At 60.2% G+C, this 22,057-nt stretch carries 23 protein-coding genes; 15 read left to right on the forward strand and 8 right to left on the reverse strand.

What is annotated here, in order from left to right:
- Positions 1-906, forward strand: coding sequence for an acetylglutamate kinase (gene argB / locus HDC30_RS12305; RefSeq protein ID WP_003229488.1), 906 nt, complete (start codon positions 1-3; stop codon positions 904-906).
- 165 nt (positions 907-1,071) lie between these two features.
- Here argB and pyrE read toward each other — a convergent pair whose 3' ends face one another.
- On the reverse strand, positions 1,072-1,716 hold the full coding sequence (pyrE, locus tag HDC30_RS12310) for an orotate phosphoribosyltransferase (RefSeq protein ID WP_090287521.1): 645 nt from the start codon (positions 1,714-1,716) through the stop codon (positions 1,072-1,074).
- A gap of 82 nt (positions 1,717-1,798) precedes the next feature.
- On the opposite strand from pyrE, the gene HDC30_RS12315 reads away from it, so the two are divergent.
- Positions 1,799-2,578 (forward strand): exodeoxyribonuclease III, encoded by a 780-nt coding sequence (locus tag HDC30_RS12315; protein WP_003229491.1) that lies wholly within the window; start codon positions 1,799-1,801, stop codon positions 2,576-2,578.
- A 177-nt stretch (positions 2,579-2,755) separates the two neighbouring features.
- Here HDC30_RS12315 and HDC30_RS12320 read toward each other — a convergent pair whose 3' ends face one another.
- Both HDC30_RS12320 and rph read right to left on the reverse strand, forming a co-directional pair.
- Positions 2,756-3,124, reverse strand: a complete 369-nt coding sequence (locus HDC30_RS12320) for a DUF4870 domain-containing protein (protein ID WP_025112709.1) — start codon at positions 3,122-3,124, stop codon at positions 2,756-2,758.
- A 29-nt stretch (positions 3,125-3,153) separates the two neighbouring features.
- Positions 3,154-3,876 (reverse strand): ribonuclease PH, encoded by a 723-nt coding sequence (rph, locus tag HDC30_RS12325; protein WP_003229494.1) that lies wholly within the window; start codon positions 3,874-3,876, stop codon positions 3,154-3,156.
- A gap of 270 nt (positions 3,877-4,146) precedes the next feature.
- Here rph and HDC30_RS12330 point away from each other — a divergent pair, with 270 nt between their 5' ends.
- The 6 genes from HDC30_RS12330 (at position 4,147) to HDC30_RS12355 (ending at position 9,454) form a co-directional block, all read left to right on the forward strand.
- Positions 4,147-5,010: a YicC/YloC family endoribonuclease gene (locus tag HDC30_RS12330; RefSeq protein ID WP_047596795.1), complete on the forward strand. Its 864-nt coding sequence runs from the start codon at positions 4,147-4,149 to the stop codon at positions 5,008-5,010.
- A 10-nt stretch (positions 5,011-5,020) separates the two neighbouring features.
- Positions 5,021-5,641 (forward strand): guanylate kinase, encoded by a 621-nt coding sequence (gene gmk / locus HDC30_RS12335; protein ID WP_003229498.1) that lies wholly within the window; start codon positions 5,021-5,023, stop codon positions 5,639-5,641.
- A gap of 167 nt (positions 5,642-5,808) precedes the next feature.
- A complete protein-coding gene (gene rpoZ / locus HDC30_RS12340) occupies positions 5,809-6,072 on the forward strand; it encodes a DNA-directed RNA polymerase subunit omega (RefSeq protein WP_003229503.1) in 264 nt (87 codons plus the stop codon).
- Positions 6,073-6,129: 57 nt separating this feature from the next.
- Positions 6,130-8,235 carry a bifunctional GTP diphosphokinase/guanosine-3',5'-bis pyrophosphate 3'-pyrophosphohydrolase gene (spoT, locus tag HDC30_RS12345; protein ID WP_064389568.1) on the forward strand — a complete coding sequence of 702 codons (2,106 nt, stop codon included), beginning with the start codon at positions 6,130-6,132 and terminating at the stop codon, positions 8,233-8,235.
- Positions 8,236-8,259: 24 nt separating this feature from the next.
- Positions 8,260-8,640, forward strand: a complete 381-nt coding sequence (locus tag HDC30_RS12350) for a RidA family protein (protein WP_003229509.1) — start codon at positions 8,260-8,262, stop codon at positions 8,638-8,640.
- A gap of 73 nt (positions 8,641-8,713) precedes the next feature.
- On the forward strand, positions 8,714-9,454 hold the full coding sequence (locus HDC30_RS12355) for a hypothetical protein (protein WP_007962358.1): 741 nt from the start codon (positions 8,714-8,716) through the stop codon (positions 9,452-9,454).
- Positions 9,455-9,591: 137 nt separating this feature from the next.
- Here HDC30_RS12355 and HDC30_RS12360 read toward each other — a convergent pair whose 3' ends face one another.
- On the reverse strand, positions 9,592-10,449 hold the full coding sequence (locus HDC30_RS12360; protein WP_183783255.1) for an SDR family oxidoreductase: 858 nt from the start codon (positions 10,447-10,449) through the stop codon (positions 9,592-9,594).
- Between the two features lie 188 nt (positions 10,450-10,637).
- Here HDC30_RS12360 and exbB point away from each other — a divergent pair, with 188 nt between their 5' ends.
- The 6 genes from exbB (at position 10,638) to HDC30_RS12390 (ending at position 17,524) form a co-directional block, all read left to right on the forward strand.
- The gene (gene exbB, locus HDC30_RS12365) at positions 10,638-11,594 is read left to right on the forward strand and encodes a tonB-system energizer ExbB (protein ID WP_150370062.1); all 957 of its coding nucleotides are present in this window, start codon (positions 10,638-10,640) and stop codon (positions 11,592-11,594) included.
- A gap of 6 nt (positions 11,595-11,600) precedes the next feature.
- Positions 11,601-12,029: a TonB system transport protein ExbD gene (gene exbD / locus HDC30_RS12370; protein WP_007962355.1), complete on the forward strand. Its 429-nt coding sequence runs from the start codon at positions 11,601-11,603 to the stop codon at positions 12,027-12,029.
- Positions 12,026-12,775 (forward strand): energy transducer TonB, encoded by a 750-nt coding sequence (locus HDC30_RS12375; protein WP_095137707.1) that lies wholly within the window; start codon positions 12,026-12,028, stop codon positions 12,773-12,775. The genes exbD and HDC30_RS12375 overlap by 4 nt, the downstream gene beginning before the upstream one ends.
- A gap of 254 nt (positions 12,776-13,029) precedes the next feature.
- Complete coding sequence (locus HDC30_RS12380) at positions 13,030-13,959, forward strand: hydrogen peroxide-inducible genes activator (protein WP_007962352.1); 930 nt, start codon at positions 13,030-13,032, stop codon at positions 13,957-13,959.
- Positions 13,960-13,968: 9 nt separating this feature from the next.
- Positions 13,969-16,044: an ATP-dependent DNA helicase RecG gene (recG, locus tag HDC30_RS12385; protein WP_027610400.1), complete on the forward strand. Its 2,076-nt coding sequence runs from the start codon at positions 13,969-13,971 to the stop codon at positions 16,042-16,044.
- A 79-nt stretch (positions 16,045-16,123) separates the two neighbouring features.
- The gene (locus tag HDC30_RS12390; protein WP_095137709.1) at positions 16,124-17,524 is read left to right on the forward strand and encodes an aminoacyl-tRNA deacylase and HDOD domain-containing protein; all 1,401 of its coding nucleotides are present in this window, start codon (positions 16,124-16,126) and stop codon (positions 17,522-17,524) included.
- A 256-nt stretch (positions 17,525-17,780) separates the two neighbouring features.
- Here the strand turns inward: HDC30_RS12390 and HDC30_RS12395 are convergent, their stop codons facing one another.
- Positions 17,781-18,164 (reverse strand): helicase, encoded by a 384-nt coding sequence (locus HDC30_RS12395; RefSeq protein ID WP_103369794.1) that lies wholly within the window; start codon positions 18,162-18,164, stop codon positions 17,781-17,783.
- A gap of 518 nt (positions 18,165-18,682) precedes the next feature.
- On the opposite strand from HDC30_RS12395, the gene HDC30_RS12400 reads away from it, so the two are divergent.
- The gene (locus tag HDC30_RS12400; protein ID WP_027610398.1) at positions 18,683-19,054 is read left to right on the forward strand and encodes a DUF6124 family protein; all 372 of its coding nucleotides are present in this window, start codon (positions 18,683-18,685) and stop codon (positions 19,052-19,054) included.
- Positions 19,055-19,554: 500 nt separating this feature from the next.
- On the opposite strand, the gene HDC30_RS12405 is transcribed toward HDC30_RS12400, so the two are convergent.
- Genes HDC30_RS12405 through HDC30_RS12415 form a run of 3 tightly spaced genes read right to left on the reverse strand, consistent with a single transcriptional unit; the run spans position 19,555 to position 22,055 of the window.
- Positions 19,555-20,154 carry a lysozyme inhibitor LprI family protein gene (locus HDC30_RS12405; RefSeq protein ID WP_103369793.1) on the reverse strand — a complete coding sequence of 200 codons (600 nt, stop codon included), beginning with the start codon at positions 20,152-20,154 and terminating at the stop codon, positions 19,555-19,557.
- Complete coding sequence (locus HDC30_RS12410) at positions 20,151-21,236, reverse strand: M48 family metallopeptidase (RefSeq protein ID WP_103369792.1); 1,086 nt, start codon at positions 21,234-21,236, stop codon at positions 20,151-20,153. The genes HDC30_RS12405 and HDC30_RS12410 overlap by 4 nt, the downstream gene beginning before the upstream one ends.
- Positions 21,237-21,296: 60 nt before the next feature.
- The gene (locus tag HDC30_RS12415; protein WP_183783257.1) at positions 21,297-22,055 is read right to left on the reverse strand and encodes a lysozyme inhibitor LprI family protein; all 759 of its coding nucleotides are present in this window, start codon (positions 22,053-22,055) and stop codon (positions 21,297-21,299) included.
- Positions 22,056-22,057 lie beyond the last annotated feature (2 nt).

Below are 22,057 nucleotides of genomic sequence, written 5' to 3' on the forward strand. Positions count from 1 at the left end.
ATGACCCTCGAACGCGAAGCCGCCGCCCACACCGCCCAGGTCCTGTCCGAAGCGTTGCCTTACATCCGACGTTATGTCGGCAAGACCCTGGTGATCAAATACGGCGGCAACGCGATGGAAAGCGAGGAGCTGAAAACCGGCTTCGCCCGCGACATCGTCTTGATGAAAGCCGTAGGCATCAACCCGGTGGTGGTTCACGGCGGCGGCCCGCAGATCGGTGATCTGCTCAAGCGCCTGTCGATCGAAAGCCACTTCGTCGATGGCATGCGCGTCACCGACGCCGCGACCATGGACGTGGTGGAAATGGTCCTCGGCGGTCAGGTCAACAAAAGCATCGTCAACCTGATCAACCGTCACGGCGGCAGCGCCATCGGCCTGACCGGTAAAGACGCCGGGCTGATTCGGGCGAAGAAACTGACCGTCACCCGCCAGACCCCGGAGATGACCCAGCCGGAAATCATCGACATCGGTCAGGTCGGTGAAGTGGTCGGAATCAACACCGAGTTGCTGAACCTGCTGGTCAAAGGCAACTTCATCCCGGTGATCGCGCCGATCGGCGTGGGTGAGAACGGCGAGTCGTACAACATCAACGCCGACCTGGTGGCCGGTAAAGTCGCCGAAGCGCTGAAAGCCGAGAAGCTGATGCTGCTGACCAACATCGCCGGCCTGATGGACAAGTCCGGCACCGTGTTGACCGGCCTGAGCACCCAGCAGGTCGACGACCTGATCGCCGACGGCACCATCTACGGCGGCATGCTGCCGAAGATCCGCTGCGCACTGGAAGCGGTTCAGGGCGGTGTTGGCAGCTCGCTGATCATCGACGGCCGCGTACCGAACGCGATCCTGCTGGAAATCTTCACCGACACCGGTGTGGGCACGCTGATCAGCAATCGCAAGCGTCCGTAAGCAATGACGTAAACAAAAAGACCCCGTTCAGCCTGGCTGAACGGGGTCTTTTTTTGCCTGCAATCCCTGTAGGAGCTGCCGCAGGCTGCGATCTTTTGATGTTTTGCTTTCAAAAAACAAGATCAAAAGATCGCAGCCTTCGGCAGTTCCTACAAGGGCAGCGCGTCAGACGCCGAACTGGGCGCGATACGCTTCCACGGCTGGCAAATGCTGCTTGAGCTGCGGGTCGTCGGCGAGGAATTCCAGCACCTGGTTCAGCGAAACGATGCTGATCACCGGAATACCGAAGTCACGCTCGACTTCCTGGATCGCCGACAATTCACCGTTGCCACGCTCCTGACGGTTCAGGGCGATCAGCACCCCGGCCGCCTTGGCGCCCTCTTGGGAAGCGATGATCTGCATCACTTCGCGGATCGCAGTGCCGGCAGTGATCACGTCGTCGATGATCAGCACGTCACCGGTCAGCGGCGCGCCGACCAGGCTGCCGCCTTCGCCGTGGGCCTTGGCTTCCTTGCGGTTGAAGCACCATGGCAGGTCGCGGTCGTGATGCTCGGCCAGCGCGACAGCGGTGGTGGCTGCCAGCGGGATGCCTTTGTAGGCCGGGCCAAACAATACGTCGAAAGGAATGCCGCTTTCGGCGATGGCTGCCGCGTAGAAACGCCCCAGCTGCGCCAGGGCCGAACCCGAGTTGAACAGGCCGGCATTGAAGAAGTAAGGACTGGTGCGCCCGGACTTCAGGGTGAACTCACCGAAGCGCAAAACGCCGCGATCGATGGCAAAACGAATGAAATCGCGCTGATACGCTTGCATGAAAAAAACCCCAAATACCACGGATTTAGCTAATTAGCTTGACGCCGTGTATCATACACGCACGCGATTTTTGGGGCCATTTATGCGGATCATCAGTGTGAACGTCAATGGTATTCAGGCTGCAGTCGAGCGTGGTTTGCTCAGTTGGCTGCAAGCACAGAATGCCGACGTCATCTGCCTGCAGGACACCCGTGCCTCCGCCTTTGAACTGGATGACCCAGCCTTCCAACTGGATGGCTACTTCCTTTATGCCTGCGATGCTGAAGTCCCTGCCCAAGGTGGCGTGGCTTTGTATTCGCGGTTGCAACCGAAGGCTGTCATCAGCGGTCTCGGTTTCGAGACGGCCGACCGCTACGGGCGCTACCTGCAAGCAGATTTCGACAAAGTCAGTATTGCCACCTTGCTGCTTCCTTCGGGGATGAACGGCGATGAGGACTTGAACCAGAAGTTCAAGCTCATGGACGACTTCGGCAAGTACCTGGACAAACAGCGGCGTAAACGTCGCGAGTACATTTATTGTGGCTCGCTGTACGTTGCGCAGCAGAAGCTCGACATCAAGAACTGGCGCGACAGCCAGCAATCCCCGGGCTTCCTGGCGCCAGAACGCGCCTGGATGGACGAGATTGTCGGCAACATGGGCTACGTCGATGCCCTGCGCGAAGTCAGCCGCGAAGGCGACCAATACAGCTGGTGGCCGGACAACGAACAGGCCGAGATGCTGAATCTGGGCTGGCGCTTCGACTACCAGCTGCTGACCCCAGGCTTGCGCCGTTTCGTACGCAGCGCACGCCTGCCACGTCAGCCACGGTTTTCGCAGCACGCGCCGCTGATCGTCGACTACGACTGGACGCTGACCATATAAGCGTCGATTCGTGAATGCAAAAAAGCCGACATTACTGTCGGCTTTTTTGTGGGTAACTGCTTTTCAAATGTGCGACCGGTCTTGCTCGCGAAGGCGTCGTGTCAGCCACCTATTCGTTGACGGATACACCGTCTTCGCGAGCAAGCCCGCTCCCACAAGGGAAATCGTCGCTGGCTATTATTTGATCAGGCGCCAGGTGAACGGATAGCGATACGGGAACCCGTCATTGGCCTTCACCCCGGCAATGATCGTCAGCACCAATGCACCGATGGCCAGCAGGCCCAGCAAGAAGAAGCCGATGATCAACACCATCAGCAGCAGACAGATCGCGGCAGCAATCGCCACGGTGATCTGGAAATTCAGTGCCTCTTTGCCCTGAGCGTCGATGAACGGGTCGGTTTCGCGCTTCATCTGCCACAGGATCAGCGGTCCGATCAGGTTGCCGAACGGAATCCAGATCCCCAGCAAGGCGGACAAGTGACAAAACATCGCCCATTGGCGAACCTCCTGGCTCGGCTTGGGCAGCAACTCTTGCTCATCACTCATCACGTCCTCCTTGCGGGTTACGAACCTGCTCAGTCGGCCAGTGCAGCCTTTTGCAGTTCGAAGATTTCGTTCATGCCTTTCTTCGCCAGCTCCAGCATGGCGTTCAGCTCTTCAGGCTGGAACGGCGCGCCTTCGGCGGTGCCCTGGACTTCGATGAAGCCACCGGTGCTGGTCATCACCACGTTGAGGTCGGTCTCGGCGGCGGAATCTTCAAGATAGTCCAGATCCAGCACTGGCTCGCCCTGATACATGCCGACCGACACCGCGCCGATCATTTGCTTGAGCGGGTCGCCGCCTTTCAGGCCGCCGCGCTTCTTGATCACTTTCAGTGCATCAACCAGGGCCACCATGGCGCCAGTGATGGAGGCGGTGCGGGTGCCGCCATCAGCCTGGATCACGTCGCAGTCGACGTACAGGGTCACATCGCCCAGCTTGGACATGTCCAGCGCAGCGCGTAGCGAACGGCCGATCAGGCGCTGGATTTCCAGGGTGCGGCCGCCCTGCTTGCCACGGCTCGCTTCACGCTGGTTACGCTCGCCAGTGGCGCGCGGCAGCATGCCGTACTCGGCGGTCAACCAGCCCTGGCCCTGGCCTTTGAGGAAACGCGGCACGCCGTTTTCGACGCTGACGGTGCAGATGACCTTGGTATCACCGAATTCGACCAGTACGGATCCCTCGGCGTGTTTGGTGTAGTTGCGGGTAATGCGGATCGAGCGAAGCTGATCGGCAGCGCGACCACTTGGACGTTTCATAGGGAATACCTGTACTGGGGACGGAAAACTGCCGAGCATTATAGAGCGCTGCACCGCGCCTGGGCACGGGTTAAAAATTCCGACCGTCGACCCAGGGCCCTGAAACGCGCATAACCGACGGCCTGCAGCCCTTTGTCACACCGTGTGTTTGGGCGCATCCGCCGCACTGCGCTACAATCCTGCGCCTTTGCTGCCAGTCGGCTTAAATTCATTGATATCGAGCCTGCGGAACATCCCTTCTGCGCCGATCTGCATTGCGAGGTCACCGCCATGGTGCACAGCATGACCGCCTTCGCCCGCGTCGAGAAAGCCGGCGTCCAGGGCACCCTGAGCTGGGAGCTGCGCTCGGTCAACAGCCGCTATCTGGAACCGCACCTGCGCCTGCCGGAGTCGTTCCGCGACCTCGAGGGCGCCGTGCGTGAAGCCCTGCGTCAGGGCCTGTCGCGGGGCAAACTGGAATGCACCCTGCGTTTCACTGAAGAAAGCACCGGCAAGCCGTTGCAAGTCGACCGCGAGCGCGCCGCGCAACTGGTCGCCGCCGCCGAAACCGTTGCCGGCCTGATCAAGAACCCGGCAGCACTCAACCCGCTGGAAGTGCTGGCCTGGCCCGGCGTGCTGGTGGCCGACGCGACTGATCCACAGGCGCTGAACGCCGATGCGTTGGCGCTGTTCAATCAAGGTCTCAAGGAACTCAAGGCCGGCCGCGAGCGCGAAGGCGCGGAGTTAGCACGCCTGATCAACGAGCGCCTGACTTCCATTGAAGAGGACGTCGTGACCTTGCGTGAGCTGGTGCCGCAGATGCTCGCCACCCAACGTCAGAAAGTCCTCGATCGCTTCACCGACATGAAAGCCGAACTGGACCCGCAGCGCCTGGAACAGGAAATGGTCATGCTCGCGCAAAAGAGCGATGTGGCCGAGGAACTGGATCGCCTGAGCACCCACATCATTGAAGTGCGCCGGGTGCTCAAGTCCGGCGGTGCCGCCGGTCGGCGCCTGGACTTCCTGATGCAGGAGCTCAACCGCGAAGCCAACACACTGGGCTCCAAGGCCTTCGATCCGCGCAGCACCCAGGCCGCCGTCAACCTCAAGGTGTTGATCGAGCAGATGCGCGAACAAGTGCAGAATATTGAGTAAGGCAACAGACATGACCCACAGCACCGGCACCCTGTACATCATTTCCGCGCCATCGGGCGCAGGCAAAAGCAGCCTGGTCAAGGCTTTGACCGATGCAAATCCGGAGATCCGCGTCTCGATCTCCCACACCACCCGCGCCATGCGTCCGGGTGAAGTGGACGGCGTGAACTATCACTTCGTGACTCGCGAAGAGTTCGTGAAGATGGGCGAGCACGGCGATTTCCTCGAACGCGCCGAAGTCTTCGGCAACTTCTACGGCACCTCGCAAAGCCGCCTACAGCAGACGCTGGACGAAGGTCACGACCTGATTCTGGAAATCGACTGGCAAGGCGCCGAGCAAGTGCGCAAGCTGATGCCGCAGGCACGCTCGATCTTCATTCTGCCGCCGTCATTGCAGGCCTTGCACCAGCGCCTGACTAACCGCGGTCAGGACAGCGACGAGATCATCGACGGCCGGATGCGCGAAGCGGTGAGTGAGATGAGCCACTACGTCGAGTACGACTACCTGATCATCAACGACGATTTCGCCCATGCACTGGACGATCTGAAGGCGATTTTCCGCGCCAATCAGCTGCAACAGAAACGCCAGCAGGTACGTTTCGGCAAATTACTGGCCGAACTACTGGGTTAATCAGCACTTCCCAAAACCGCTGCAAGCGCTTTACATTGGTGCTTGCAGCGCGTTGAAGGGTCTGGTCAAAAAATCAGCGCTTCCCTAATCGCTGGTGATTTTTTAAACTGCTCAGTCCGCTCGCCCAACCGGGCAGCGCGCATATTGCATTCGCTCCGAGGAATACCATGGCCCGCGTAACCGTTGAAGACTGCCTAGAACACGTGGAAAACCGCTTTGAGCTGGTCATGCTCTCTACCAAGCGTGCCCGTCAACTGGCCACCGGCGGCAAAGAGCCACTGGTCCAGTGGGAAAACGACAAGCCGACCGTTGTCGCCCTGCGTGAAATCGCAGAAGGCCTGATGAGCTACGAGTTCATCGCCGAGCAGGAAATCGTCCACGAAGACCCGGTCTTCGCTGCGTTCGAGGACGAGTCCAACGAGGCCGTCTAAGCCTATGCCTGGTCGACGTAGCACGGCGCGGGAACACAGCCTACGGCAGGAGTCATCATGCCGAGCATAGACGCCCTCGCCGATCGCTTATCGACCTACCTCGGCAACGACCAGGTCAACCTGGTCCGCCGAGCGTATTTCTACGCCGAACAAGCCCATGACGGTCAGCGCCGTCGCAGTGGCGAGGCGTACGTCACGCATCCTCTTGCGGTGGCGAATATTCTTGCCGACATGCACATGGACCATCAGAGCCTGATGGCCGCGATGCTGCATGACGTGATCGAAGACACCGGTATCGCCAAAGAAGCGCTGCAAGCGCAGTTCGGTGAAACCGTGGCCGAACTGGTCGACGGGGTCAGCAAACTGACCCAGATGAACTTCGAGACCAAGGCCGAAGCCCAGGCCGAAAACTTCCAGAAAATGGCCATGGCCATGGCCCGCGACATTCGCGTGATCCTGGTCAAACTTGCCGACCGCCTGCACAACATGCGCACGCTGGAAGTGCTGTCCGGGGAAAAACGCCGCCGGATCGCCAAGGAAACCCTCGAAATCTATGCGCCCATCGCCAACCGGCTGGGCATGCACGCCATTCGTATCGAATTCGAAGACCTCGGCTTCAAGGCGATGCACCCGATGCGTTCGGCGCGGATCTACCAGGCGGTCAAGCGCGCCCGGGGCAACCGCAAGGAAATCGTCAACAAGATCGAAGAGTCCCTCGGCCACTGCCTCGCGATCGACGGCATCCAGGGCGAAGTCAGCGGTCGCCAGAAACACCTCTACGGCATCTACAAGAAAATGCGCGGCAAGCGTCGGGCCTTCAACGAGATCATGGACGTCTATGCGTTCCGGATCATCGTCGACAAGGTCGATACCTGCTACCGCGTGCTGGGTGCTGTGCATAATTTGTACAAACCGTTGCCGGGACGCTTCAAGGATTACATCGCGATTCCCAAGGCCAACGGCTATCAGTCGCTGCACACCACGCTGTTTGGCATGCACGGCGTACCGATCGAGATCCAGATCCGCACCCGCGAAATGGAAGAAATGGCCAACAACGGCATTGCCGCTCACTGGCTGTATAAATCCAGCGGTGACGAGCAGCCCAAAGGCACTCACGCTCGTGCCCGCCAGTGGGTCAAAGGCGTGCTGGAAATGCAGCAACGTGCCGGCAACTCGCTGGAATTCATCGAGAGCGTGAAGATCGACCTGTTCCCGGACGAGGTCTACGTGTTCACGCCCAAAGGCCGGATCATGGAGCTGCCCAAAGGCTCCACGGCGGTCGACTTTGCCTATGCGGTGCACACCGACGTCGGCAACAGCTGCATCGCCTGCCGGATCAACCGCCGTCTCGCACCGCTGTCCGAACCGCTGCAAAGCGGCTCCACGGTCGAGATCGTCAGCGCACCCGGCGCGCGGCCGAATCCGGCGTGGCTCAACTTCGTGGTCACCGGCAAGGCACGTACGCACATCCGTCATGCACTGAAACTGCAACGTCGCTCCGAGTCCATCAGCCTCGGCGAACGCCTGCTGAACAAGGTGCTCAACGGTTTCGACAGCTCGCTAGAGAAAATTCCGACCGAGCGCGTCAAGGCGATGCTCACCGAATACCGCCTCGAACTGATTGAAGATTTGCTCGAAGACATTGGTCTGGGCAACCGCATGGCCTATGTCGTGGCGCGCCGCCTGCTTGGCGAAGGCGAGCAGCTGCCGAGCCCGGAAGGCCCCCTGGCGATTCGCGGTACCGAAGGTCTGGTGCTCAGTTACGCCAAATGCTGCACGCCGATCCCGGGCGACCCGATTGTCGGGCACCTGTCGGCGGGCAAAGGCATGGTCGTGCACCTGGACAACTGCCGCAACATCAGCGAAATCAGGCACAACCCGGAAAAATGCATCCAGCTCTCGTGGGCCAAGGATGTCACCGGCGAATTCAACGTCGAGCTGCGCGTCGAGCTGGAACACCAGCGCGGCCTGATCGCCCTGCTGGCCAGCAGCGTCAACGCGGCCGACGGCAATATCGAGAAAATCAGCATGGACGAGCGCGATGGCCGCATCAGCGTCGTCCAACTGGTGGTCAGCGTACACGACCGTGTGCACCTGGCCCGCGTGATCAAGAAACTGCGCGCCCTGACCGGGGTCATCCGCATCACCCGCATGCGTGCCTAATTCACACCTAACAAGGAGTCATACATGACCAAGACCGTTATCACCAGCGACAAGGCCCCAGCTGCCATCGGTACCTACTCCCAGGCGATCAAGGCCGGCAACACCGTCTACATGTCGGGCCAGATTCCTCTGGACCCAAAGACCATGGAACTGGTTGAAGGCTTCGAAGCCCAGACCGTCCAGGTGTTCGAGAACCTCAAAGCCGTGGCTGAAGCCGCTGGCGGTTCGTTCAAGGACATCGTCAAGCTGAACATCTTCCTCACCGACCTGAGCCACTTCGCCAAGGTCAACGAGATCATGGGCAAGTACTTCGATCAGCCGTACCCGGCCCGCGCCGCCATCGGCGTTGCTGCCCTGCCGAAGGGTTCGCAGGTCGAAATGGATGCCATCCTGGTCATCGAGTAATGCGCACGGCGCAGCCTTCAAACGCTGCGCCGACTGCTCTGCGGTAAAGAAAAGGTTTTGAAAGGATTCCACCATGCGCAAAGCGCTTGCTCTCTCGCTGCTCGCCATTTTCCTCGGCGGCTGTGCCAGCGACCCCGCCGACCGTGACATCAGCGGCACCTGGATCAACCAGGTGGCGATCGACGCTGCTGCCAAGGGCGGCCCCCTGCGCGAAGCGCTTCAGGCCTATGGCCCGAACCTGGAGTGGGACGTCAACACCAAGGCTGGTCAGGCCCGCTACACCAACGGTTTCGAGAACGTCGAAGGACGGCTGCAGGGCGAACAGTCCGGCGCCTGGAAAGTCGACTTCTATGGCAGCTCCGGCAGTGAGCTGAAACGCGACGGCGGACGGATGAAACAAGCCGCCACCGAGAACGAGCCGGATCAGTTGTTCGACCGCGCGCAAATCCCCGTACCGGAAGGCGCGCCAATCGGTGCCAGCTTCGAACGGGCGCTGTATTCAGCGTACCTGGGCGGCAGCTGGAAGATTGCCAGCGGCGACGGCGAAGGCAACACCGTGCAGTTCCAGGCCGACGGCCAGGTCTCCGGTCTGCCCGGCGCCGACCGCTATGCCCTGTGCCTGGCAGGCGACTGCGCCTCGATGAACAGCGACCACGACAGCATGTGGCTGCAACTCAACGGCCAGGGCAACAACTGGATCTTCGCCCGCAAAGGCAAGGCGCTGGAGATTTTCCAGGCGGTGAACAGCGCACTGGCGGATGAAATGCCGCAGTTCACCCCGGGTGAGCGCAAGTGGTTGCTTGAAAAGCAATAACCACACCTGAGAACAATATATAACCCTGTGGGAGCGGGCTTGCCCGCGATGAGGCCATCAGACTCAACACCTTAGTTGACTGCCAAGCCGCCATCGCGAGCAAGCCCGCTCCCACAGTGGTTTGTGGCGTTAGAAAGTCAGCACTTACCTTCAAGAATCGCCGCATAGCCTTCACGGTAACTCGGATACGTCGGCGTCCAGCCCAGTGCCTTCGCCCGAGCATTGCTGCAGCGCTTGCTGCCGGTGCGGCGTACGCTGGCGTCTTCCGCCCAATCGGTGACACCCAGATACTCGCGCAACCAGGCGACCACTTCGGCCAGCGGTGCCGGCGCATCGTCCACTCCGATATAAACATCCTGCAACGGCGTGCCCTGATGAGCTGCCTGCAGCAGAAACGCCATCAGCCCTGCTGCGTCATCAGCGTGAATGCGATTGCCGTACAGCGGTGGCTCGACCGCCACCCGATAACCACGACGCACCTGAGTCAGCAGCCATTCACGTCCCGGGCCGTAAATGCCGGTCAGGCGCACGATGCTCGCCGGGATACCGCTTTTCAGCGCCACTTGCTCAGCCTCAAGCATCACTCGCCCGGAATAGCCGCTGGCGACGGTCGCTGAATGCTCGTCGACCCACTCCCCTTCCTGCTGCCCGTACACACTGCTGCTGGAAACGAACAGCAGTCGCTCAGGCACCTGGCCAAAGTCATTCAGCCAGCTCAGCACATTCTGCAAACCCTGTACGTAGGCAGCGCGATAACCGGCTTCATCGTGATCGGTCGCCGCCGCGCAATACACCAGATAATCCACCGCCCCGAATGGCCAGTTTTCCGGGCAGTCTTCCTTGAACAGGTCACCCGCCACGCCGATGACGCCATCCGGCAAACGCGAAATATCACGGCGCAGACCATGCACCTCCCAGCCGGCGGCCAACAATTGCGTAGCCAGACGACTGCCGACGTCACCACAACCGGCAATCAAAACAGAAGGCGCGGACATCAAAAAACTCCCTAACGAAAGGAACAGACTAGCCCTCGCAAAGGACGAACGGCTAGCAATCGTGGAAAAAAAGATACTCTATTACTTCTGTTAACAAGAATTACTTGCAATAATGCACCCCACTTTTGTTCTCGGCCTCACGAGGCCTGGAAGAGCATCAACCGTTTTCTACTTCAGGTCCGGCCAGCATGACACGTAATCAAAACCCCGCTTCGCCAACCAAACGACCTCGCGCCTTCAGCGCGGTGGCGGCCCTGCTGCTCAGCCTGATGCTGGCGCCGACCGCCGCCTTCGCCGATGCCCAGGCGCCAACCGCCCCGGCTGCCACCGAACAACACGCACCTGCCGCCGCCGCGCCAGCCGCCACCGACCCGGTACAGGCTGTAGACGCCAGCGCAGCAGACGCGCCTGAAGTGCTCGAACCTGACAACAGCTTGGGCATGGCCCACGACCTGTCGCCATGGGGCATGTACCAGAACGCCGACATCATCGTGAAAATCGTGATGATCGGTCTGGCCATCGCTTCCATCATCACCTGGACCATCTGGATCGCCAAAGGCTTCGAGCTGATGGGCGCCAAGCGTCGTCTGCGCGGTGAAATCGCTGCGCTGAAAAAAGCCGCGACCCTCAAGGAAGCCAGCGCCACTGCGGCAAAGGAAGGCACCCTCGCCAACCTGCTGGTGCACGACGCCCTCGAAGAGATGCGCCTGTCGGTCAACAGCCGCGAGAAAGAAGGCATCAAGGAGCGCGTCAGCTTCCGTCTTGAGCGCCTCGTCGCAGCCTGTGGCCGTAACATGAGCAGCGGCACCGGCGTCCTCGCCACTATCGGCTCCACCGCGCCGTTCGTCGGCCTGTTCGGTACCGTGTGGGGCATCATGAACAGCTTCATCGGCATCGCCAAGACCCAGACCACCAACCTTGCCGTCGTGGCGCCGGGCATCGCCGAAGCGCTGCTGGCCACCGCGCTGGGCCTGGTTGCGGCGATTCCTGCGGTGGTGATCTACAACGTGTTCGCCCGCTCTATCGCTGGCTACAAGGCGCAGGTGTCCGACGCTTCGGCGCAGGTCCTGTTGCTGGTCAGCCGTGACCTCGATCACCAGCCTGAGCGCAGCAGCTCGCAACCACACATGGTGAAAGTGGGGTAATCGGCCATGGGCCTGCATTTGAAAGAAGGCGCAGACGACGATCTGGCCGAGAACCACGAAATCAACGTCACGCCGTTCATCGACGTGATGCTGGTGCTGTTGATCATCTTCATGGTGGCCGCGCCGCTGGCTACGGTGGACATCAAAGTCGACCTGCCGGCCTCGACCGCCAAACCGGCGCCGCGCCCGGAGAAACCGGTGTTCCTCAGCGTTAAAGCTGATCAGCGCCTGTACATCGGCGACGACGAAGTCAATGCCGATACCCTTGGCGCCGTGCTCGACGCCAAGACCCAGGGCAAGAAAGACACCACCATCTTCTTCCAGGCCGACAAGGGCGTGGACTACGGCGACCTGATGAGCGTGATGGATAAATTGCGCTCGGCCGGTTACCTGAAGGTTGGTCTGGTGGGCCTTGAGAGCGCAGCCAAGAAATGATCACGACGCGCCATAAGCTGACGCGTTACAGCGGTAGCCTGGCCGTGGTGCTGGGCGTACACGCGCTGGCGATCGCGCTGGCGCTGAACTGGACCGCCCGCCCGCCCATCGAACTGCCGCCGCAGGCAATGATGGTCGAGCTGGCACCGGTTCCGACCCCGCCACCGCCTGCTCCGCCGAAAGTCGTCACACCGCCGCAGCCACCGGCTCCGGTCGAAGAGTTGCCGATTCCGAAACTGGCTGAAGCACCCAAGGCCGAGATTGCCGTACCGAAGCCCAAACCCAAGCCAAAGCCGAAACCGCAGCCGCCCAAACCGGTGGAGAAAAAACCGGAGCCGGTGAAGGAAAAACCTTCCGAGGAAAAACCGGCGGAGACGCAGCCGACCCAGGCACCGACGGAGAAATCCGCCCAGCCGGCACCGGGACCGTCGCCCGCACAAATGGCCGCCAAGGCCAGCTGGCAAAACACCCTGCTCGCGCACTTGGGCAAGTACAAGAAGTATCCGGCCAGTGCGCAGGCTCGCGGCAAGGAAGGCTTGAACCGTCTGCGTTTCGTCGTCGACGCTGAAGGCAATGTGTTGTCGTTCGAACTGGTGGGCCGCTCGGGCAACGCCGATCTGGACCGGGCCACCCTGGAAATGATCCGCCGCGCACAACCGCTGCCCAAGCCACCGGCGGACATGCTCAACAACGGCTCAATCGAAATTGTCGCGCCGTTTGTGTACTCGCTGGATAAACGCCGCTGATCCAATGTGGGAGCGGACTTGCTCGCGAAAGCGTCGTGTCAGTCGACATCCATGGATCTGACACACCGCATTCGCGAGCAAGCCCGCTCCCACAGGGTCGACAGTGGGAACGAAAAGGCACCGAAAGGTGCCTTTTGCCTATCTGGCAACGGCAAACTCACATTGCCCGGTGTCGCATTCCTCACTCAGTCTGATAACGTGCGTCTATCGATTGCAGCCGTTATGCTTGGCCCGCAACTTCATGGACGCTTGCTATGACCCTCACAGAATTACGCTACATCGTTACCCTCGCCCAAGAGCAGCACTTCGGCCACGCCGCCGAGCGTTGCCACGTCAGCCAGCCGACCCTGTCGGTGGGCGTGAAAAAACTTGAAGACGAACTCGGTGTGCTGATTTTCGAGCGCAGTAAAAGCGCCGTGCGCCTGACCCCGGTCGGCGAAGGCATCGTCGCCCAGGCGCAGAAAGTCCTGGAACAGGCGCAAGGCATCCGTGAACTGGCCCAGGCCGGCAAGAACCAGCTGACCGCCCCGCTGAAAGTCGGCGCGATCTACACCGTCGGGCCGTACCTGTTCCCGCACCTGATTCCACAACTGCACCGGGTCGCCCCGCAGATGCCGTTGTACATCGAAGAAAACTTCACCCACGTGCTGCGCGACAAACTGCGCAACGGCGAGCTCGACGCGATCATCATCGCCCTGCCGTTCAACGAAGCCGACGTGCTGACCCTGCCGCTGTACGACGAGCCGTTCTACGTCTTGATGCCAGCCCAGCACCCGTGGACGCAAAAAGAATCTATCGACCCGGGCCTGCTCAACGACAAGAGCCTGCTGCTGCTCGGCGAAGGCCACTGCTTCCGCGACCAGGTGCTTGAGGCCTGCCCGACCCTGACCAAGGGCAACGACGGCGCCAAGCACACCACGGTGGAATCCAGCTCGCTGGAGACCATCCGCCACATGGTCGCCTCCGGCCTGGGGATCTCGATCCTGCCGTTGTCGGCTGTCGACAGCCATCACTACGCCCCGGGCGTGATCGAAGTACGCCCGCTGTCGGCGCCGGTGCCATTCCGCACCGTGGCGATTGCCTGGCGCGCGAGCTTCCCGCGGCCGAAAGCCATCGAGATCCTCGCCGACTCCGTTCGCCTGTGCTCGGTGGCCAAGCCCGCCGCGCCGGTCACGGCCGGTTAAGCCAGGGTCATGACCGAGCTGTCGCAAGTGTCGGTGACGGCACTCAAGGGTGTCGGCGAAGCCATGGCCGAGAAGCTGGCCAAGGTCGGCCTGGAAAACCTCCAGGACGTGCTGTTTCACCTGCCGCTACGTTATCAGGATCGCACCCGTGTGGTGCCGATCGGCCACTTGCGCCCTGGCCAGGACGCGGTGGTCGAAGGCACCGTCAGCGGTGCCGACGTGGTCATGGGCCGGCGTCGCAGCCTCGTCGTGCGCATGCAGGACGGCACCGGCGGCCTGAGCCTGCGCTTCTACCATTTCAGCAATGCACAGAAAGAAGGCCTCAAGCGCGGCACGCGGATCCGCTGCTACGGCGAAGTCCGGCCCGGCGCTTCGGGGCTGGAAATCTACCACCCGGAATACCGCGCCATCACCGGTGACGAACCGCCGCCGGTGGACGAAACCCTGACCCCGGTTTACCCGCTCACCGAAGGCCTGACCCAACAGCGCCTGCGCCAGTTGTGCATGCAGACCCTGACGCTGCTCAAGCCAAACACCCTGCCCGACTGGCTGCCGACCGAACTGGCCCGCGACTACCAATTGGCGCCGCTGGCCGACGCGATCCGCTACCTGCACAACCCGCCCGCCGACGCCGACGTCGATGAACTGGCCCTCGGTCATCACTGGGCCCAGCATCGGCTGGCCTTCGAAGAACTGCTGACCCATCAACTGTCGCAACAACGTCTGCGCGAAAGCATGCGTTCGCTGCGCGCGCCGGCGATGCCGAAGGCGAAAAAACTGCCACCGAAATACCTGGCCAACCTCGGCTTCAACCCGACCGGCGCGCAACAACGCGTGGGCAACGAAATCGCCTACGACCTCAGCCAGCACGAACCGATGCTGCGGCTGATTCAGGGCGATGTTGGCGCGGGCAAAACCGTGGTCGCCGCCCTCGCGGCACTGCAAGCGCTGGAGGCCGGTTATCAGGTCGCGCTGATGGCGCCGACCGAGATCCTTGCCGAGCAACACTTCATCACCTTCAAGCGCTGGCTCGAACCGCTGGGCATCGACGTCGCATGGCTGGCAGGCAAGCTCAAGGGCAAGAATCGCGTCGCCGCGCTGGAACAGATCGCCAGCGGCACGCCGATGGTGGTCGGCACCCACGCGCTGTTCCAGGACGAAGTGCAATTCAAGAACCTGGCGTTGGTGATCATCGACGAACAACACCGCTTCGGCGTGCAACAGCGTCTGGCGCTGCGGCAGAAAGGCGTCGGCGGGCGCATGTGTCCGCACCAACTGATCATGACCGCCACGCCGATCCCGCGCACGCTGGCGATGAGCGCCTACGCCGACCTCGACACCTCGATCCTCGACGAACTGCCGCCCGGTCGCACCCCGGTCAACACCGTACTGGTCACCGACACCCGTCGCGTCGAAGTCATCGAACGGGTGCGCAGCGCCTGCGCCGAAGGGCGTCAGGCCTATTGGGTGTGCACCCTGATCGAAGAGTCGGAAGAGCTGACCTGTCAGGCCGCCGAAACCACCTTCGAAGACCTCACCGCCGCCCTCGGCGAGCTGAAAGTCGGGCTGATCCACGGGCGCATGAAGCCCGCCGAAAAAGCGGCGGTCATGGCCGAATTCAAGGCCGGCAACCTGCAACTGCTGGTTGCCACCACGGTGATCGAAGTCGGCGTCGACGTGCCCAACGCCAGCCTGATGATCATCGAAAACCCCGAGCGCCTGGGCCTCGCGCAGTTGCACCAGTTGCGCGGTCGCGTCGGTCGGGGCAGCGCGGTCAGCCATTGCGTGCTGCTCTACCATCCGCCGCTGTCGCAGATCGGCCGTCAGCGCCTGGGCATCATGCGCGAGACCAACGACGGTTTCGTCATCGCTGAAAAAGACCTCGAACTGCGCGGCCCCGGCGAAATGCTCGGCACCCGTCAGACCGGCCTGCTGCAATTCAAAGTCGCCGACCTGATGCGCGACGCCGATCTGCTGCCCGCCGTACGCGATGCTGCGCAAGCGCTGCTGGAACGCTGGCCGACTCACGTCAGCCCATTGCTCGACCGTTGGTTGCGCCACGGGCAGCAATACGGCCAAGTGTGAGCACCGTCGCAGTTTGTGCAGGATCGTTCCTACAGAGCTGGTTATACTCCTGCCATTGTTTCAAAAACGGATACAGACCATGACTGACGCAGCTCTCGCCCCTGAACTTCCGCACGCGCCGTCTGTAATTCGGCTGCTGCTCGGCAAGCTGGGGATCGCCTACGAAGAAGTGCTCGACCACCACGGCCTCAATGCTTCGCGCAAGGTACAAGCCGTGTTGCTGGACGATGCCGTCGGCGCGCTGATGGTGCTGTTTCCGCAGAGCCAGTTGCTCGACCTCAACCGCCTCGCCGAACTCACTGGCCGACGCCTGACCGCCGTGTCCACCGAGCGCCTGGAAAAGATGCTCGGCAAACACAGCCTGAGCCTGCTGCCGGGCCTGCCGGCGCTGACCAGTTCGCCGTGTCTCTACGAAGAGAGCCTGCTGCGCGAACCGAAGCTGCTGATCAACTCCGGCGAGCCGGGCCTGCTGCTGGAAATCACCAGCGAAGCCTTCAAGAGCATGCTGACCAAGGCCAGCGCCGCCAACTTCGGCGAAGCCCTGAGCAGCATCCGCCCGAACCTTGATCGCCCGGACGATGACCGCGAGGAAATCACCCAGGCCGTGCAGGCATTCACCGCACGCCGGATCCAGCAGCGTCTGGAAGCGACCATCGAAATTCCGCCGCTGGCTGAGACCGCGCAAAAAATCATCAAGCTGCGCGTCGACCCCAACGCCACCATCGACGACATCACCGGCGTGGTCGAAACCGACCCGGCGCTGGCTGCACAAGTGGTGAGCTGGGCTGCGTCGCCGTACTACGCCTCGCCGGGCAAGATCCGCTCGGTGGAAGACGCGATCGTTCGCGTGCTCGGTTTCGATCTGGTGATCAACCTCGCCCTGGGCCTGGCCCTCGGCAAGACCCTGAGCCTGCCGAAAGACCACCCGCAACACACCACGCCGTACTGGCAGCAATCGATCTACACCGCCGCCGTCATCGAAGGCCTGACCCGCGCCATGCCGCGCGCCCAGCGCCCGGAAGCCGGCCTGACCTACCTCGCCGGTCTGCTGCACAACTTCGGTTACCTGCTGCTGGCCCACGTGTTCCCGCCGCACTTCTCGCTGATCTGCCGCCACCTGGAGGTCAACCCGCACCTGTGCCACAGCTACATCGAGCAGCACCTGCTGGGCATCAGCCGCGAACAGATCGGCTCGTGGCTAATGCGCTACTGGGACATGCCCGATGAACTGGCCACTGCTCTGCGCTTCCAGCACGACCCAAGCTACGACGGCGCCTACGCCGAATACCCGAACCTCGTCTGCCTGGCCGTGCGCCTGCTGCGCAGCCGCGGCATCGGCTCCGGCCCCGACGAAGACATCCCCGACGCCCTGCTCGAACGCGTCGGCCTGACCCGCGACAAGGCAAATGACGTGGTCAGTAAAGTCCTCGAAGCCGAAGTCCTGCTGCGCGAACTGGCCTCGCAGTTCAGCCAGGCCTGAACCAAAACAGGCCCGCTCCCCCAAGGTTTACACAACCCCTGTGGGAGCGAGCCTGCTCGCGAAGAATCCACCTCGGTTTCCTGGATGTACTGAGCACCTGTGGCGAGGGAGCTTGCTCCCGCTCGACTGCGCAGCAGTCGCAAAACCAGCCAACAAGATATGCCTGACACAACAAGGCCTCAGGGTTCAGGGCCGCTCCGCAGCCCAGCGGGAGCAAGCTCCCTCGCCACAAAAGCTCTTCTCATCAAGACTCGGCTCAAGCCTTAGGCTTGGCCTTCCTCGGCTTCAAATACTTCATCAACCCCTGAAACCACATCACCAGCGCCGGATTCCCCTTTAGCTGAATCGACTTGTCCTGAATCCCCTGCATAAATGCCAGCTGCTTGTTCTTCGCCTGCATCGTGGCAAAGGCATAACCCGCATCCTTGAACGCAATCGCAAACGCCGGCTCCGCCACCACCCCAGACTTGCTGGTAATGCGCTGATCCTTCACCACGAAATGCCGCGCCACTTTCCCGTCCAGCGTCTGCAGCTGAAACACCAGATCCTTGTCACCCAACTGCTGCTGGAACGCAGGATTTGTCCGGCTGGCCTTACCCATCAACAGACCCAGCATCCACAGTAGAAAACGAAATTTCATGCGCACAGCCTCAAAAGGAAAATGAACGGCCGGGGCAGTGTAAGGGATTCAGACGATAACGCCACTATCGGCCGCTATTGGAAGATGATGCAGCCCATTTCCCGCACGATGACCGCCAAGTCACACTTCTGCACCCACCGTCCTACACCTGTTGAAACACATCCCTGTAGGAGCTGCCGAAGGCTGCGATCTTTTGACCTTCCAGCCTGCAAACCTATGGGAAATTTCCTGCAAGGCGTGGTGTTGTGCGTGAACTAGGCAGGATGATGGTTCATCGATAGCCTCAATAGGTCACCACGAATTGGTGATACGGACGTGCAAGTCCGGTGAGAGTCCACATTGGTTATGGCAATTCGCCGAGCGTTTTCCTATGCTCGCGGATCGTTATGGCTGCTGTGTATGGGAGGCCTTCGGGTCTGCCGGGTGACTCCACCGGTCTTGCACACCTATGCACAGCTGCCACCACTTTCGAAGTGCGAGCGAAACGGTGTCGGCTCCTGAAACTGGAGTAAGACCGAATGATCAAACCAACACCCAATCCCCCCGAAACCCCAGACATATCGCCCTACGAATCGCTGGAATCCAAGAAATTCCACGAAGCCGCCGAACGCGCCCTCGACCACCACTTCAAACCGCGCACCGAATCCCAACCCAAACGCGAAACTGGCCTCTTCAGCCTCACCCCCGGCACCGACGCCGAAGCCCTGATGGCCAACGCCTCCGAAGACCTCCTGTCCATCAGCGCCATCGCCTGCGACCTCGCCGACGACCTCCACGGCTCCCGCCGCTCAGTAGCACTGGCCCTGAGCAGAATGGCGGACGGGGTGCGATTGATGGTGGAAGGGACGCTCGACCATATTGAAGTGCGGAACCTGGCGGCCAAGTCGTAGCGGGATTTGCGGATGAAAAAAGGGGACTTTAAGTCCCCTTTCTCAAGTACGTGAGTCACCACTGACAGCCTGTTTCAGGCAAAGCATTCATGTTGCTATCGTGTTCGAATATGTACTTCTTTCCGGACTTACGGTTTGTGTAAACGATTCCGTAAACGAAGGGATCCTGGCTCGCCATTACATAATCACCAGTCACAAGGCCTCCCGACACCTCCTCCCACTTCGTCGTGATTTCGGGGGGCCGATTAGGGTTCGGAAACTCTTCTTCCGAGCCTCCATAGACGAGAGTAAGCGCCTCTTTCGACTTACTGTACCTAACGCTCGCAACTTGCCATTTGGCGCTCGAGTCGTGATACGTCCGCAATTCAAAATTGCTGCTCTTACCCTCTTGTGAACGGAAGCAATAGATCTCCGTTTTGACCTCGCTGTGAGCCACAAGAGGAAAGAGGAATGACAACGCAACAGATAACATCCGGATTGATTTCAAACCGATCATTCCTTCAACGGTTCAGAGGTAACTGAAAGCGCATCCGCACGCTGCAATTCGCGAAATCCTCACGGAACAAACGCTCGCTCATTTCGCAGTGCCCATCCGCATATTGCTTCCAAAGCGGATCATCGAACTCATCCCCTCCCAGTCGCTCAATGGCGGCCGCTAAGTCTCTCTCATGATCCTTCCCCGCAATCGCAGATGCCGCCTTGTAAAAGCCATCTAGCGGTAAGCCCGTCTGCAGAGCAATCAACTCTCCCAACCGGGCATTGGTTGTTTGCACGAGACACGCGAGCCTTTCGATGGGTGCCTCTGCACCGGGCAAAGCCGACTGATAGGTATCCTCGCAAAACGACTCTTTGAAACGCACCCATTTCTTCTGCACATCGGTCAGCTGATTCTTGTCAGCAGGCGCCAAACTGACCAAAACTTTCTTATATTGCTCATTCAACACTGCATCGACTTTCTCGAAAGTCTGCTGACCACAAATGATCAAATCGGGATTGGAAAAACTGTCGGGATTACAGACTTCCTGGGCATGCGCAGGAATCAGCAAAGCAGCAAAAAAAACACCCGCGACCGGCCTACAGAGCGCCTTGAGTTTGATCATGACCCGGATACTCCGCCACTGCGCTCAGCTACCCGAGCAGGAATTTTCAAAGCCTTTCCCGCGTCCGACATACGCGACGCATATTGCTTGTACGCCGATACCGCTCGCTCTTTATCGTTCATAGCCCAATAGCTATCTGCGAGATTCAGGTAAGCCACCGTCCGCGCTGGGTTGTGTGCAATCACCGCATTCAACAGCTCAATGGACTCTGCGTAGTAACCCGCTTCGCCGAGTAAAAAACCTAAGTCGTTGGACCAGCCGGGACGCTGCGGGTAGTAGTACTTTGCGACGATATAGCTATCGGGGGGACAAGTGTCATGCGAGCCACCGCCCATCAACACGTAGCTCATCGTATCCTTGAGGGAAAACTCATCACCCTTTCTATAGGCTGCCAGCGCCATATCCAGAAGATCAGCCGAATCGACGGTCATCAATTTCTTAACACCCTCAATACGACCAACACGAGCAACCTGCAACTTCTGCAGCACTTCACGCCCATCGAAAGAAGCGAGAGTGATTGGGCCCAATGTCTGCACCGGCAACTCCACTACGCTGACGAGCGATCGATCACATGAGTCGTTATTCGCCACTTCTAGCAGAGCTTTCAGCTCAAACTGCTTCGAGCTTCTATTGAAGGCGAACAACAGGTTGAAGTTATAAACCGCGTTGTCTTCCTCACTGGTTACCAGCGCTATGTAATCCCCAGCCTCAACGAACGGCTGCTTGACGACAGCTTCCTCAGCCTGCGGATCAATGACAGTCATGACGCCAGGGCGACCTTTGAGTACATGGACGCTGAAGACACCCTGAAGCGCAGACGAGTACTGACTCTTGATCAGAGGCAGCGCCTTCGACGTATCGAGCAAGATGTTCTCATCACGTGCCTGTACCGGCGCAATCAACAACCGGTTGGAGACCTCGTCCGCTTCGCCCGCCAGCACAAAGACGTTTTGCCGAGATTCATCGCCTAATAAGTTTGCCGGGATTTCCTTGAGAACTTGGGGCGCAGCAAGCGCGGGAGAACCCGGTACAGCGACACAACAAGTTAGAGCGCAGAGAACGCTCTGCAATACGCGTTTCACTTTCTTCAATCCTTGATTCAATCAAATGATGTCCAAATACGCCCAATAGATCTTGCCCGTTTAAGCACCGGGCTCAAACGAACCGCATTTCAGTTCTTTGATTTGCTCATTCTGAATCGGAATCACACAGGCAAGGCGCCTCTCTCCAAGTCCACGAAGCTCCGTCAAACTGAGCGTCACGTGCAACCCATCCTCGGCAAACGCATGATCCTCAAACCCGGCATCGGCATAGTCCGTCCAAAATGCCTTGCCTTCGAGACTGCAGAACCGCTTGGAGGACAGCACTCTCCAACCGCCATTGGGCGCCAATATCTGGACTGTCAGGCAAGGGCTGCCAAAGGTGCTGACATAGCGCGCGACGACATCCCCAAATCGATGGGCGTCGGTTCTGGACACTTTGTTGAGATCGACCACATTACCCGGCTCATCAGCGACGATCGTGTCCAGATAAGCTGCACGTTCCAGACTCATTCTGGCCACGCAGTTGTTGATAGTCGTGACATGCGCTGCCACCCCAGGCTCGATTTCCGTGGCTTCAAGCGGGCATGTGGTGTCGCGTAGCTTGATCCAGGCGCGCTGGGATTCTCTGGCCATGGCGACCAGCGCCTTACCCTGCTCAGGGTCGCGCCGCTGTTGAGCCTCAAACCGTCCCAGCAGTTTCTTGTAGCTGGCATTGAGTTGCGTGTCGGCTTCCTTGCGGGCTGCCTCCACACACCGATCGACCTGGGCGCTAACGGTGATTTCTTTGCAGTCGTCCTCGGCCATCGCAAAAGAGGCAAACAGGCATCCAAAGGACAACGCGATAAAACGCACAAACATGT

It is taken from the genome of Pseudomonas sp. JAI115, from assembly GCF_014200835.1.
In the GTDB taxonomy this organism is placed as follows: Bacteria; Pseudomonadota; Gammaproteobacteria; order Pseudomonadales; family Pseudomonadaceae; genus Aquipseudomonas; species Aquipseudomonas putida_A.

Excerpts from the sequence above, each read along its gene's own strand:
- HDC30_RS12330 (WP_047596795.1), top strand. The coding sequence starts at position 4,147 with ATGGTGCACAGCATGACCGCCTTCGCCCGCGTCGAGAAAGCCGGCGTC.
- spoT (WP_064389568.1), top strand. The coding sequence starts at position 6,130 with ATGCCGAGCATAGACGCCCTCGCCGATCGCTTATCGACCTACCTCGGC.
- HDC30_RS12355 (WP_007962358.1), top strand. The coding sequence starts at position 8,714 with ATGCGCAAAGCGCTTGCTCTCTCGCTGCTCGCCATTTTCCTCGGCGGC.
- HDC30_RS12375 (WP_095137707.1), top strand. The coding sequence starts at position 12,026 with ATGATCACGACGCGCCATAAGCTGACGCGTTACAGCGGTAGCCTGGCC.
- HDC30_RS12400 (WP_027610398.1), top strand. The coding sequence starts at position 18,683 with ATGATCAAACCAACACCCAATCCCCCCGAAACCCCAGACATATCGCCC.
- HDC30_RS12360 (WP_183783255.1), bottom strand. The coding sequence starts at position 10,449 with ATGTCCGCGCCTTCTGTTTTGATTGCCGGTTGTGGTGACGTCGGCAGT.
- HDC30_RS12390 (WP_095137709.1), top strand. The coding sequence starts at position 16,124 with ATGACTGACGCAGCTCTCGCCCCTGAACTTCCGCACGCGCCGTCTGTA.
- rph (WP_003229494.1), bottom strand. The coding sequence starts at position 3,876 with ATGAAACGTCCAAGTGGTCGCGCTGCCGATCAGCTTCGCTCGATCCGC.
- gmk (WP_003229498.1), top strand. The coding sequence starts at position 5,021 with ATGACCCACAGCACCGGCACCCTGTACATCATTTCCGCGCCATCGGGC.
- HDC30_RS12415 (WP_183783257.1), bottom strand. The coding sequence starts at position 22,055 with ATGTTTGTGCGTTTTATCGCGTTGTCCTTTGGATGCCTGTTTGCCTCT.
- HDC30_RS12320 (WP_025112709.1), bottom strand. The coding sequence starts at position 3,124 with ATGAGTGATGAGCAAGAGTTGCTGCCCAAGCCGAGCCAGGAGGTTCGC.
- HDC30_RS12380 (WP_007962352.1), top strand. The coding sequence starts at position 13,030 with ATGACCCTCACAGAATTACGCTACATCGTTACCCTCGCCCAAGAGCAG.
- rpoZ (WP_003229503.1), top strand. The coding sequence starts at position 5,809 with ATGGCCCGCGTAACCGTTGAAGACTGCCTAGAACACGTGGAAAACCGC.
- pyrE (WP_090287521.1), bottom strand. The coding sequence starts at position 1,716 with ATGCAAGCGTATCAGCGCGATTTCATTCGTTTTGCCATCGATCGCGGC.
- exbB (WP_150370062.1), top strand. The coding sequence starts at position 10,638 with ATGACACGTAATCAAAACCCCGCTTCGCCAACCAAACGACCTCGCGCC.
- exbD (WP_007962355.1), top strand. The coding sequence starts at position 11,601 with ATGGGCCTGCATTTGAAAGAAGGCGCAGACGACGATCTGGCCGAGAAC.
- recG (WP_027610400.1), top strand. The coding sequence starts at position 13,969 with ATGACCGAGCTGTCGCAAGTGTCGGTGACGGCACTCAAGGGTGTCGGC.
- HDC30_RS12315 (WP_003229491.1), top strand. The coding sequence starts at position 1,799 with ATGCGGATCATCAGTGTGAACGTCAATGGTATTCAGGCTGCAGTCGAG.
- HDC30_RS12405 (WP_103369793.1), bottom strand. The coding sequence starts at position 20,154 with ATGATCAAACTCAAGGCGCTCTGTAGGCCGGTCGCGGGTGTTTTTTTT.
- HDC30_RS12350 (WP_003229509.1), top strand. The coding sequence starts at position 8,260 with ATGACCAAGACCGTTATCACCAGCGACAAGGCCCCAGCTGCCATCGGT.
- HDC30_RS12395 (WP_103369794.1), bottom strand. The coding sequence starts at position 18,164 with ATGAAATTTCGTTTTCTACTGTGGATGCTGGGTCTGTTGATGGGTAAG.
- argB (WP_003229488.1), top strand. The coding sequence starts at position 1 with ATGACCCTCGAACGCGAAGCCGCCGCCCACACCGCCCAGGTCCTGTCC.